Here is a 13,866-nt window from a genome sequence, read left to right as displayed (position 1 = left end):
CCGGTGCGCAAAACGACGCCACAACCAGAGTAGTTAAAGTTACGAAGTCAAATTACATCACCTTTGACAGCCTGTATCATCACGGCGTGCCGGATTTTGAGTTGCTCGACCACCTGCATCGGCAAGGGCGCCTGGACCGGTTCAACCTTGGCTACTACGGCCATTGCGGTGCCACGGACCAGGAAATCGCGGCCTGGAAGGCTAAACATCTGCCCACGCTTCGCGAAGGGTATAATCAGGCCAGGCAACGGGGGTTGCTGGAACACGCCTATATTTACGGTTGCGACGAGGAGAAGCCCGAGGAATTTGCACGGGTACAGCGGGCGGTGGAACTGTTGAAGGCGGAATTCCCCGGCGTCATGATTATGACCACCACCTACGATCACAGCTACGGTATGGATTCGGTGATCAAGTCCATGGATGCCTTTTGCCCGTTGACTCCGAGCTTTGATCCGGTCAAAGCGGCGCGCGCCCGCGCGACGGGTAAGCAGGTATGGTGGTACATCTGCTGCGGCCCGCATCATCCGCATGCCAACATGTTCATCGAATACCCGGCCATCGAAGGCCGGATTTTGATGGGCGCGTTGACCGCAAAATATCGGCCCGATGGTTTCCTCTATTACGAGATCAGTATCTGGAATTCACAAAAGCCCATTAAATCCGGTCCCTTCACCAGTTGGAATCCGCGCAGTTGGACAACGTATCACGGGGACGGTTCCTGGACCTGTGTGGGGTCGGGTGGAACGCCGCTGGCCACCATCCGGCTGGAAAACTTTCGCGATGGCTTGGAGGATTACGCGTACTGCCAGATTCTCGAATCTGCCATCAAGCAGGTGGATGCCTCGCCCGACCTGCGCGTCCGCAAGGCCGACTGGTTGAAGACTGCCCGCGCATTGTTGGAAGTCCCGGCAGAAGTGGCCAAAAGCAAAACCGAATACACCACTGACCCGCAGGTGGTCTATCGGTATCGCCGTGCCCTGGCTGATGCCATCGTGGACTCAGGATTGGATGGCATGGCCCGGTGACCCGCCGGATTGCCTATCAGTTTGACCAGGTACGAATTGGTTGTCATATTGACTAATATGACGGTGACGCAACGCAAGTTTTTAAGAGAGTTTCTAGCAGTTCGGCGCAGTGCTATTGCTGGGGAGAAGGTCACTGTGACGAGCCGGGACGGGGTTTCCTTCTCCTTCGCTTGTACGACACCCCGACGGCCTCGGAAGTCCACTATTCCCGCTCCACCAGGCGCACAGGAGGATTTTTCAGTATCCGGCTTTGATTCAGGCGACTGGGAAATCATCTGATAAACTTTTGAACAACAATTATACGCTGATTCATTCAGATGGAGTCATCCGAAGCCGGAAAGACATCCGGCAGGCCTATTTTAAAGTGCCGCTTACGAGCTAAGCTTTTCCGCCAGTCGCACGGCATACTTGAGGCGCAATGATTCTATTTAAGACGGTTGCATATGGTGAAATGGTGACTAAGAAAGCTCATATCTCGCAGGTTTGCGGAGCGCAAGCACCAGCAAAAGGCGAAAACCGAACTTGACTTCTGTGGGTCTTAACGTAACATCTTTCTCATGAAGACGAACCAAAAGCAAGGCTCCCTAACCGCAACACGCCAATTAATATTTTGAGCGTACCAGAATGCGATTTTTACTAGTTTAAAACATGTTAACGCGCCTCAAAGTCTCAGGTTTTAAGAACTTGGTTGATGTGGATGTTCGTCTAGGACCATTCACCTGCATTGCTGGGGCTAACGGCGTCGGGAAATCCAATCTTTTTGACGCGATTCAGTTGCTCAGCACACTCACGGAACGGACTTTGACTGAGGCTGTACTATCGGTGCGCGATGAATCTCGGCGCACGGGAGATGTTCGAGGCATTTTTCATCGTATCGGTGAAAAGAATGACGCTTTGATGAGTTTTGAAGCAGAGATGATTTTGCCGAAGCAGGGGCTTGATGACCTCGGGCAACCTGTAGAAGCTTCTATCACACTGGTCCGCTACGTGCTCAAGCTTGGTTGGCGAGACCAAGACCCAAGTCACTCGGAGGCTGGTCCCTTGGAAGTCTTGGAAGAAACCCTTGTTCCGATGCGTCTGCGGGACGCGTCCGAACATCTTTTGTTTCCTGCAAGTAAAGAGTGGCGTGACTCCGTTCTTCAAGGGCGTCGCACTTCTGAATTCGTATCTACCGAGGAGCAGGCTGGACAACGCATTGTTCGAATGCATCAAGATGGGCGATCCGGTCGCTTGCTGGCTCGCCCGGCATCCGCACTGCCACGCACGATGCTGAGTACCGTCCAAACCGGCGAATATCCCACCGCTCTGCTGGTTCGACGCGAAATGCAATCTTGGCGACTGCTGCAACTTGAGAGTTCCGCACTCCGCCGTCCTGACGAATTCACTGCTCCGCCGCGCATGGGAAGCGATGGTTCGCATATAGCGGCAACCCTTTATCATCTCGCCCGCCGTTCCACCACTAATGGGAGCAGCATGCCGGATGAATCCAGAGCTACCGCTATTTACGCACAAGTCGCCAATCGTCTGGCGTCTCTGCTCGAGGATGTTCGCGAGGTGATTGTTGATCGTGACGAAACACGCGAGCGATTCACCCTGCAGGTGCGCACTCGGGATGGCACGATTCATCCTGCAAGGGACCTATCCGATGGCACACTCAGGTTCTTGGCTCTCGCAGTGATGGAGTTTGACCGGCAGTCGGGTGGCTTGCTTTGCTTAGAGGAGCCTGAGAACGGGATTCACCCGCGGCGAGTCCCGGTCATGCTCGAATTACTTCAGGATATGGCAGCCGACACCTACGCACCATGCGACGAGGGTAATCCGTTGCGGCAAGTGATCGTCAACACTCACTCGCCGAGCGTATTCCAACAAGTGCCAGACGACTCAGTTCTATTGGCGGAATTAGTTGAGGATGTGCGCTCGACGCCAGGCGAAGCCTCACCGATTCGTTTCAATAAACTGCAATTCAGTTCCATGGAAAACACTTGGCGGACGGCTAAGATTAAGAACCACCGAATCACAGATAAAGGGAAGCTGCTCGCCTATTTGAATCCATCAGCATCGGAACGGGACAATCATCCCCTGCGGCGTCGCGTTATGGATCGGGAGGATATGCAACTTCTCTTGAACATGCCGTCTAACGGATGAATGCGTTACGCTTTACCTTGGTGACGGACGGGCCGACAGACGCAGTCTTGCTTTATCCGCTTCGCTGGTTACTGATCAAAAACGGTGTTGACAGAGCCATCGAGCCTGCTTGGGCGGATCTTCGTCAACTGCCCAAACCACCAACCTGCCTCGAAGACAAGATTACCCGAGCGCTTGACCTCTATCCCTGTGAGCTTCTGTTCGTCCATCGCGATGCGGAAAGAGAGTCTCGCGAGAAACGTTTAAGCGAAATCCATCAGGCCGTTAAGCGTTTATCGCCGTCGCCACTTGCCTGCAAACCTTACGTGTGTGTTGTACCGGTTCGCATGACTGAGGCATGGCTTCTTTTCGATGAGTTGGCTATTCGGCGTGCCGCCGGTAACCCTGCTGGAGGCATAGAACTTTCTTTGCCGACACTCTCAGTCATCGAATCGCTCCCTGATCCAAAACAAGACCTTCACAACTTGCTTAAGTCGGCAACTGAACTGTCTCCCCGCCGGTTAAAAAAGTTCTCTGCCGTACGATCCTGTTATCGTCTCGCTGAACTGATTGAAGACTTCAGTCCGCTTCGACGCTTATCTGCCTTCGCCTCCTTGGAAACCGAATTGCGGGACACTGTCAGGAAAGCTGGATGGACTTCGGCTTAACCGTGTTGGGGTGAAGAGGTCTTTTTCCCTATCTCGACTGTCCGGGCAATCCATTAGAATATCTGTCGGGCAATTACTATTGTCCCTCGCAGCCCCACAAATGATATGGTGGCGGCGGTTTTATCCACCATCCGGCACAGAATTCATCAAATTTTACCATTCCTTAACAATTTTCCCTTGGTATCCAAATAATGCCTTAACATTGCCGGTGTCTATTAACTCGTAACGATATGAAACGAATGACGAACATTCTGGGAATCGGGCTGATGGGGATGACGGGGGTTTCCCTGCTGGCGGACGCTGACTGGTCGCAGTTTCGGGGTCCGAATGGGGCTGGCATCGCCGCGTCGGATGCCAAGCCGCCCACCACCTGGAGTGAATCGCAAAACCTGCGCTGGCGGACGGCCCTACCCGGCCCTGGCTCCTCCAGCCCCATTGTTTCGGGCAACCGCGTGTTTATCACCTGCTACACCGGGTACGGCCAAGGTGCCAGCGGAGGCGGACCGGATCAACTTCAGCGTCATCTGATCTGCCTCGCCCGTGAAGACGGCAAGATAGTCTGGGATAAGGCGGTTCCCGCCGAATTGCCGGAAGATACCTATAGCGGCTTTATCACCGAGCACGGCTACGCCAGCAGCACCCCGGTGACGGATGGAGAGCGGGTGTACGTGTTCTTCGGCAAGACCGGCGTGCTGGCCTTTGACCTGAATGGCAAGGAACTGTGGAAAGTGAATGTGGGCAAGCTCTCCAGCAACCGCCGCTGGGGTTCGGGAGCCAGCCCCATGCTTTTCCAGAATCTGGTGATCGTGAACGCCGCCGATGAAAGCCGTTCCATCCGCGCCTTGGATAAGCTGACCGGGAAAGAGGTCTGGAAGGCCGAAGCAAGCACCCTGGAACTCTGTTTTAACATGCCGGTGTTGGCCCCACGCGCGGACGGACAATCGGACCTGCTGATTTCTGCGCCCGGCGAAGTCTGGGGGATGAACCCGAACACCGGCAAGCTCCGTTGGTTCGCGCAAAGCCGCCTGCCCGGCAATGTTTCACCCACAATGGTGGTGGGTGACGGAGTCGCCTATGCCTTGGGCGGTTTTCCCCAGCTTGGTGCCGTGGCAGTTCGCACCGGCGGCAAGGGGGATGTGACGGAGTCCAACGTCCTCTGGCGCAGCAGCACCAGCTCCTATGTGCCTTCGCCGGTTCTGCATGAAGGCCGGTTGTATTTTGCCAGCGATCAGGGGTTCGCCGTTTGCCTCAATGCCAAGTCCGGCGAGGTGATTTTCAAGGAACGCTTGTCGGGCGCATCCGATAGTAATCGTGGGGGGCGGCCTTACTACGCCTCGGTGGTCCTTGCCAACGGCAATCTTTACGCCACCAGCCGGCGCAACGGGGTGGTGCTCTTCGCCGCCAAACCGGAATTTTCCGTGATCGCTCAAAACAAACTCGCGGGTGACGATTCTGATTTCAATGCCACGCCTGCGATTGCAGGTCGGCAACTCTTTCTGCGCTCGAACCGGAATCTTTACTGCATCGAGGCGATGCAGTCGGCGGGCGCGGGGAAAACTCAGTAAACCAAGAAAGCAAAAAATATGAAAACGAAAACGATCCTCCTCGCGCTGGCGCTCGGCGCTTCCACGTGCCTCCTGACGGCGCAAGACAATAACCAACGCCCGGAAGGGCAACGGCCTCCCGGTCGTGAAGGTGGCCCTGGCACGCCTGGTGGCCAGACCGGATTCCGGATCATCCCGCCGCGCGCGGCGGAGCAGTTGAACCTGACGGCAGATCAGCAAAAGCAGATCGCGGATCTCGAAGCCGAGGTGAAGGCGAAGCTGGAGAAGATCCTTACCCCTGAGCAACTGGAGAAAATGAAAACCATGCGTCCGCCCATGCGCGGTGGGCAGGGTGGCCAAGGTGGTCCTGGCGGGCAGGGCGGCCCTGGTATGCATTCTGGTGGACCTGGTGGCCAAGGCGGCCCCGGTATGGGTGGCCCCGGTGGACAGGATGGACCTGGTGGTCAAGGTGGACAAGGACGCCGTGGTGGTCCCGGTGGTCAAGGCGGCCCTGGCGGCGGTCAAGGTGGCCAAGGTGGTCCGCAACGTCCGCCCTTGGAGCAATAATTAGCACGTGCAAGAGCGGCGACTCGTATGTCGCCGCTCTTGGTTTTGGTCAGGATTCAGGTAATCATCACCAGCAATGAAAGTTTTACCCTCATTTTTCATCATTACTTTGGCAACCAGCCTGGCTGCCGCCCTTCCTTATCCCATCGTGGATACCGGCCAGACTAAGTGTTACGACAACCGCAGCGAGATTTCCCCGCCGAAACCGGGTCAGCCATTCTATGGTCAGGACGCCCAGTTTAAAACCCATCCGGCCAGTTACACCCTCAGCGCCGATGGCCTGACCGTTCGCGATAACGTCACCGGCCTGACCTGGCAGCGCAGCCCGGATACCGATGGCAACGGCATCCTCAACCGCGCTGATAAACTGACCTTGGCCCAGGCCCAAGCCCTCCCCGCCAAACTCAATGCCGCCCGGTTCGGCGGGTTCGATGACTGGCGCCTGCCCACCATCAAGGAGCAATATTCGCTTTTCGACGCCCGCGGCACCGATCCCAGCGGACCCATGGACGCCGATACCTCGCGGCTCACGCCCTACCTCGATACGAAGTTCTTTAAGTTCGCCTACGGGAACACGAGCAGCGGGGAGCGCGTCATTGATTCGCAATACGCGTCCAGCACCCGGTATGTCGGCAAGGGGGCGCGCGGGTTCGATAAACTTTTTGGTGTCAACTTCGCTGATGGACGCATCAAGGGCTACGATCTGTTCATGCCGGGCGGCGGCACGGAGAAAACGTTTTTTGTCACGTGCGTGCGTGGCAATCCGAAGTATGGCCAGAACGACTTTCATGATAACGGCGACGGCACCATCACCGACCGTGCCACCGGTTTGATGTGGTCGAAAAGCGATAGCGTGCGCGGAATGAACTGGCAGGAAGCCCTGGCCTGGGTGCAACAAAATAACGCGGAGAAATACTTGGGCCATAACGATTGGCGGATGCCCAGCGTGAAGGAATTGCAAAGCCTCGTGGATTACACCCGCTCGCCCGACACCAGTCACTCGGCCGCGATTGATCCGGTCTTCACCTGCACGTCGTTCACCAACGAAACCCGCCAGGCCGACTACCCGTTCTACTGGTCGGCGACGACTCACGCCGGTTTCCAGGGCGGTGGCGCCGCCATGTATGTCGCGTTCGGGCGGGCGGCCGGTTGGATGTCATCGCGGGCCATGGCGGGTGGTCCTCCGGAGGGGCGCGGTGGTCCGGGCAGTGGCGGACTTCGCAAGGGCGGTGGTGGCCCGGGCGGTCCCGGCTTCGGCGGTCCGGGTGCCCAGGGGCGCGGTCCCGGTGGGCCTCCAGCTTCCGGCTTTCAGTCTCCAGCCTCAGGTGGTCAGGCTGGTGACTATCATTACGTGGATGTCCACGGTGCCGGGGCCCAGCGCAGCGATCCCAAGAGCGGCGATCCCGCCATGTTCCCGCATGGTCGCGGTCCACAAGGTGATGTCATCCGCATTTATAACTTCGTGCGGCTCGTGCGCGTTGGCGCAATCCAATGAAACCTCAACTTGCTCTCCTGTTCGCGTTCATGGCCCTCGGCAATCTCGGTGCCGTCCAACCCTACGCCATTGTCGGCACCGGTCAGACCAAGTGCTACCATAATCAGGGCGAGATTGCGCCCCCGCAGCCGGGCCAGCCGTTTTACGGTCAGGACGCCCAGCATCCGGGACTGGCGCCGAGTTATAAGGACAACGGCGATGGCACCGTCAGCGATCTGAATACGGGCCTGACCTGGGTGAAGGCGCGCGGCCAAAAGTTGGCCTGGGAGGATGCCGTCGCCGGGGCGGCGGCCTGTCGGGTGGGCGGTCACACCGATTGGCGCATGCCGACCATCAAGGAACTGTATTCGCTCATCAATTTCAATGGCGGTTGTGCCGGCACCGTGGCCAATTCCCGACCGTACCTGGACACCAAGTATTTCGATTTCGCTTATGGCGACGAATCCACCGGCGTCCGCATTATTGATTGCCAGGATTGGTCCGCCACGCAATACCTTGGCAAGACGTTGAATAACCGTCCCACGAGCGTCTTTGGCGTTAATTTCGCCGATGGACGCATCAAGGGATATCCCAAGTCGTTTCCCAACGGACGGGTTGCCCAGATGCACGTCCGTTACGTGCGTGGCAACCCGGCTTATGGCCTCAATGATTTCCACGACAACGGCGATGGCACGATCACTGATCGCGCCACCGGCCTGACGTGGTCACAAGCCGATAGTGGTAACGGGTTGAACTGGCAGGAGGCGCTGGCCTGGGTGCAGAAAAAGAACGCTGAAAAATATCTTGGTCACCATGATTGGCGTTTGCCCAATGCCAAGGAGCTCCAGAGCATCGTGGATTATTCCCGCGCGCCCGCCGTCACGCAGTCACCCGCCATCTCCCCGCTCTTTCAGGCCACGAAACTCAACGATGGCGAATATCCGTTCTTCTGGAGCAGCACAACTCATCTGGATGGTCCCCCCGACCGCCAGGGCGGTGCCGCCGTTTATGTCGCCTTTGGCCGGGCGACCGGCTGGATGCAGCCGCGCGGCATGAACGGCCCGCAAGGGAACCGGGGGACAGTTCCGCAGGGTGCCGGCATGGGTGGTCCGCCTTTTGGCGGGCCGGGACCGGGAGGATTTGCCAAGGGTGGTCCACCGCCCGGTGGTCCCGGGGCGGGTCGGTCGGACGGCTCCGGTCCGTCTGCATCCGGCGGTTCGGGCGGCTATCAGTTGATGGATGTGCATGGTGCGGGCGCGCAGCGCAGCGATTCCAAGAGCGGCGATCCCGCCATGTTCCCGCACGGCCGCGGCCCGCAAGGCGACGTCGTCCGCATTTACAACTTTGTCCGCCTTGTGCGCAGCGATGCAAAGTAAACCAGTTCAGAGTCGCGCTCGTAACTCGGCTGGAGAAACATAATAAACATATTGGCTCCTCACTATTTTGAATGGAATCGGGGGCCAGCCAAATCCGAAATCCGAGGGCCGAAAACCGAAAGAATACCGAATGCCGAATGCCGAAGCCGGAATCACGCGGTTTGTGGCCGGCTCGCTTTTCACGTTGAAACGCGGCGTTTTTCCAGCACTCGTTTGACGAGACCCGATGGCGGCTGCTAAACACCAACGGTGTTTCGACCTCCAGCCCAGGGTAAAATCGCCGGGGGCAAAAAGGCGGTGATTTAACCCTGGGGATAAGCCCATCGATTGGAACCAACTCCAACGGAGTTGTGGCCTCCCGAAATCGAACCGTGGGTCGTTAAATCCGCTGTTGAAACGATGAACTGGGGAGGGAAACAATGGCTGTTGGTTAGTCCTGCCACAACTCCGTTGGAGTTGGAGAGACCGTAACCCCATACCCAAGGTAGGTTCGCGTCCCCTATCCCTCAGCGCGAACCAACCTTGGGCTGAAGGTCACATCCCCGTTGGGGATGATTGAAAAAGTTAAGGCGCCGAGAGAACAACCTGTTCGACTGAAAACAGCGAAGAACCTTGGTTTTGTTCTGGAACTGTTTACCAAACGAACCTGTGTAAGGGTGTAGCCACGCTTTACATTTAGACGTCTAAATGTAAAGTCTGCTTTCAAGGCTGCGTCGGCCTGCGACTCTGATTAACATACTCTTAACAATTTTCCGGTTGTTTTGAAATATGCGCTTAACAATGCGGGTGTCTAGTAGGGATATGAAAATGAAAGTATTGATGCTGACTTTGGCCGCCGCAGGCTCCCTTTGGCTGCCCAGCCTGCGTGTTGCCGCTGCTGGAACTCCTGCCGGCATGGTCCTTATTCCTGCCGGCTCGTTCGAGATGGGGGATCATCATGGCTTTGTGGATCCCAAGCATGGCAGCGATGAGCTGCCGCTGCACAAGGTCTATCTCGATGCCTATTACATGGGCATCTATGACGTCACCACCCGGGAGTATTGCGAGTTCCTCAATGCGGCCCTGGCCAAAAAACTGGTGGAGGTGCGCAATGGCGGCGTGTTCCTCGCGGGCGGCAGCGATCTGCTCTGCGATACGCGCGTGTCTGCCCCGTCGAGCCGGATCGGCTGGGACGGCAGACAATTCTCCGTGCTCGATAAGAAAGAAAGCCATCCCATGGTCTGCGTGCGCTGGGCCGGTGCGGCGGTGTATTGCAACTGGCTGAGTGCGCAGAAAGGGTTGCCGGCGTGCTATAATACCAGCACCTGGGATTGCGATTTTAACCGGAGCGGCTTCCGCCTGCCAACGGAGCCCGAATGGGAATATGCCGGGCGCGGTGGCCAGCAGAATCCGTATTACAATTATCCGTGGGGCAACGAGGCCGACCCGGCCAAGGCCAATGTGCCGGAGTCGAAGAATCCGTTTCGCGCCGGCTCGCGCCCCACGTCACCGCCGCCCGGATACAAGGCGGCTTCCGGTCCGCCCGGCCAGGCCTGGCGCATGGGAGCGAACGCCCTGACGACTCCGGTTGGTTTCTTCAACGGGAAATTGCACCGCAAAGCCGACTTCGATTGGCCGGGGGAAGCGGAGACGTACCAGACCGCAAACGGCGCGAATGGCTATGGCCTTTACGACATGGCCGGCAACGTCTGGCAATGGTGCACGGAATGGTATGAGCGCAATTATTATGCCTATGGTCCCATCACCAACCCGCCCGGTCCGGCCACCGGCAGCCCCATGCAGGATGGCAAACCGTACCGGTGTATGCGCGGCGGCAGTTGGTTTAATGGGGAGTTCGGCCATAGCCGTGTTTCCAACCGTGACCCGTCCTATTACCGTGGGCCCGACCCGGTCACCGGCCTGAGCGATGCCGATGGCCCATTCTTCCACATCGGCTTCCGGCTAGTGCTGCCCGTGAATGCCGAAAGCCGTCCCGCGATCAAGCCAACCCCGGTTCAGCGCATCGCCGGACGGGACGGGGGCGGCGGTGGAGGTGGTCGCCCCAGTGTCGGCGGCGGTGGTCCGCGCGCAAATAATCAGGCGGCGTCCGGGGACGAACGGCCAGCGCGCGCCGGTCAGGGTGGTGGCGGTGGCGCGGGAGGGCAAAGCGGATTTCGCCTGTTGCCTCCGCGCGCCCAGGAACAACTGAACCTGACCGCCGATCAGCAAAAGCAACTCATGGACCTGGAGACCGAGGCCAAAGCGAAGCTGGACAAGATTCTCACGCCCGACCAGCAGCAACTCATGAAACAGATGCGGTCACCGCAGCGATCGGAGGGCGCAAACAACAGCTCGCCTGCCCCCAGCCAAGGAACCCCTGCGCCTCGAACGGAAGTGCAACCTCCCGACCGCGCCGATACAGGCGTGATCATTCGCAAACCCAGCGCCTCATTCATGCTGCGCAGTCCGGCGATGACGGATGGCGGCACTATGCCAAAGGAGTTCACCGGTGACGGCGAAGGCGCCACGCCACCCCTTGAATGGTCCGGCGCACCGGCCGGAACCAAGAGCTTCGCGCTCATCATGCATCACACCAATCGCGGGCAGACGATGAGCTATTGGATTCTCTACAACATTCCTGCCAACCTCAAAAGTCTTCCCAAGGCGGTCAAAGGCATTGGGACTTTGGGCGTGAGCACCCGAGGCAATCACGCCGCCTATTCCCCGCCGCACTCCGGGGGGCCGGGGGCGCGAACGTATGTGTTCACCGTGTATGCCTTGTCCGCGCCGCCGCAACTCAACTCCAAATCCGATGTCACTTACGAAACCCTGCTCGCCGCCATCAAGGACAACATCCTGGCCACCGCCGATCTCAGCGTGTCGCATACCCGCTACACCGTGGGCGAAACCAGTGAGGCAGCCGGGCAAAACTCGCCGCGGCAAACCGCGCCTGCCCAACGCGGCATGGAACGTCCCACGGATGCCAACCTCGATAACCAGCCGGCCCCCCCGGATAATCAAGCCGGTGGCCAGCGCGCGGAGCGCCAGGTCGCCCAGGTTGGTCAAGGTGCCCCGAACGGTGAGGGGCGGCGCAGTGCTCCCGGCGGACAAGGTGGCGCGGGTGGTGGCGAGCGGCGCGGCGGCGGCGGTCGTATGGCCGAGCATAACAAGACACCGGCGTCACCCAACCCCGGCCAGACCGTGGGTGTATTCATCAATTCCCCCAAGGCGTATAACGGCTACACGCTGCTGGCGCCCAAACACAACACCAACATTTTCCTGATCAACAACGCGGGCCAGATTCTGCATCAGTGGCACAGCCAGTATTATCCCGGGCAATCGGTCTATCTCAAGCCCAACGGCAACCTGCTGCACCCGTGCATGACCCGGAACCGCAGCTTCACCGGCGGTGGCGAGGGCGGGCGGATCGAGGAGTATGATTGGGATGGCAAACTCCTCTGGGAATTCCCGTATGCCACCGACAAATACCAGCAGCATCACGACATCGCGCCGCTGCCCAATGGCAACATCCTGATGCTGGTGGTCGAGAAAAAGACGGCGGCGGAATGCATCGCCGCCGGCTGGCCGGCGGAGACGGCCCAGGGCGCGGAACTCTACCCGGATGGCGTCGTGGAAATCCAGCCGGTGTATCCCAACGGTGGCAAAGTGGTTTGGGAATGGCGCGTGTGGGATCATATGGTACAGAACTTTGAAAAAACCAAGCCCAACTATGGCGACCCCTCGGCGCATCCGGAACGGATTGCCATCCGGGGCGGTCGCGGCGGCCCGAACGGCTTCTGGAACCATGCCAACTCCATTGCCTACAATGCGCAGTTGGACCAGGTCTGCGTCAGCGCGCGCGGCCAGAGCGAGATCTGGTTCATTGACCATAGCACCACCAGCCAGGAAGCCGCCGGGCATAGCGGCGGCAAACACGGCCAAGGCGGCGACCTCATTTATCGCTGGGGGAATCCCGGCGCGTATGGGCGCGGCTCCGAGCGCGAATCACAGCTCAACCAGCAGCACGACGGCGAGTGGATTCCCGAGGGCTATCCCGGCGCGGGGCACGTCACCATCTTCAACAACGGCTACAATCGCGGCTACTCCAGCATCGAGGAAATCGTCCCGCCGCTGGACGCCCGCGGCCGCTATATCCTGGAACCGGGCAAGCCGTTCGGGCCGGAGAAAACCTTCTGGCATTACGAGGCACCGAACCGTACCGACTTCTTCTCCTCCGAAATCTCCGGCGCGCACCGCCTGCCCAACGGCAACACGCTCATCTGCGCGGGCGTCATCGGCCATCTGTTTGAAGTCACGCCCTCGGGCGAGAGGGTCTGGCAATACGTCAACCCGGCGACCCGCTACGGCACCCTCGCCCAGGGCGAACTCCCCGGCGTGGACACGCGCGGCCACCTGTTCAACGCCGTGTTCAAGGCCCATCGTTATGCGCCCGATTACGCCGCCTTCAAAGGGCGCGACCTGACGCCCAAAGGCCCGATTGAATTACCCGCCTCCATGAAAGGCAAAACCGGCCTCGACCAGGCCAACGCCGTCCCCGGCGAACGCCCGGCGGAAATGGGCGGCCGAAATGGCCAAGGCGGTCAGGGTGGTCCGGGCGTTTCAGGGCAGGGCGGTGGTCGCCGTCCCGGCGGTCCCGGTCGCCAAGGCTCGGGCAATCCCCCTTCGGGTGATGGCCCACCTTCCCCGCGTCAACGGAATGACAGTCCCCTTTTATGAGGGGTAAACGATCAAAATCATCACAGCCCAATTACAACTGGTCAGTTGGAAAAGTGCCACGACGTAGCCTCAGAAACTGAAACGAAAGAAAAGCTAGTTAAAATCACATCATTGTTAATGAATAACTCCTTTTCCCGGTTCCCGAAGGCCGCCAAGGCAATGTCGAACTGATCGAGGAATTTTATGCAACGCAACCAGTGAGAACAGGATATCCACCGAAGCTGCTAAGCAGGAGGTAGTCGCTGAAAGTGCAGACAAATCTCGGGGCGAAGCTCTAAGGCCAGACTTCTTGCACGTTCAAAGGTGCTGGGAAGTATGCTAGAGCCCGTCCCGAAGCAGAATAAGCAATAGCCACTGCGACGGTTGGGATTT

The 13,866-nt window shown here is 58.7% G+C and carries 8 protein-coding genes; all 8 read left to right on the top strand.

Annotated elements, in window-relative coordinates:
- The coding region (locus tag WCO56_25255) for a DUF4091 domain-containing protein (protein MEI7732904.1) at positions 1-1,025 on the top strand (1,025 nt) is incomplete at its 5' end.
- 648 nt (positions 1,026-1,673) lie between these two features.
- Complete coding sequence (locus tag WCO56_25250) at positions 1,674-3,170, top strand: AAA family ATPase (protein ID MEI7732903.1); 1,497 nt, start codon at positions 1,674-1,676, stop codon at positions 3,168-3,170.
- Positions 3,167-3,817, top strand: a complete 651-nt coding sequence (locus tag WCO56_25245; protein MEI7732902.1) for a hypothetical protein — start codon at positions 3,167-3,169, stop codon at positions 3,815-3,817. Before WCO56_25250 ends, WCO56_25245 begins: the two co-directional genes overlap by 4 nt.
- 230 nt (positions 3,818-4,047) lie before the next feature.
- Positions 4,048-5,382 (top strand): PQQ-binding-like beta-propeller repeat protein, encoded by a 1,335-nt coding sequence (locus WCO56_25240; GenBank protein MEI7732901.1) that lies wholly within the window; start codon positions 4,048-4,050, stop codon positions 5,380-5,382.
- Between the two features lie 18 nt (positions 5,383-5,400).
- On the top strand, positions 5,401-5,928 hold the full coding sequence (locus tag WCO56_25235) for a hypothetical protein (protein ID MEI7732900.1): 528 nt from the start codon (positions 5,401-5,403) through the stop codon (positions 5,926-5,928).
- Positions 5,929-6,004: 76 nt separating this feature from the next.
- Entirely contained in the window at positions 6,005-7,423 is a 1,419-nt protein-coding gene (locus tag WCO56_25230; GenBank protein MEI7732899.1) for a DUF1566 domain-containing protein, read from the top strand.
- The gene (locus WCO56_25225) at positions 7,420-8,778 is read left to right on the top strand and encodes a DUF1566 domain-containing protein (protein MEI7732898.1); all 1,359 of its coding nucleotides are present in this window, start codon (positions 7,420-7,422) and stop codon (positions 8,776-8,778) included. Before WCO56_25230 ends, WCO56_25225 begins: the two co-directional genes overlap by 4 nt.
- Positions 8,779-9,585: 807 nt before the next feature.
- Positions 9,586-13,494, top strand: coding sequence for an SUMF1/EgtB/PvdO family nonheme iron enzyme (locus tag WCO56_25220; GenBank protein MEI7732897.1), 3,909 nt, complete (start codon positions 9,586-9,588; stop codon positions 13,492-13,494).
- Positions 13,495-13,866: the final 372 nt, after the last annotated feature.

The sequence above is a fragment of the Verrucomicrobiota bacterium genome, assembly GCA_037139415.1.
Classification (GTDB): Bacteria; Verrucomicrobiota; Verrucomicrobiia; order Limisphaerales; family Fontisphaeraceae; genus JBAXGN01.
This window is presented reverse-complemented; position numbering and strand designations above follow the sequence as displayed.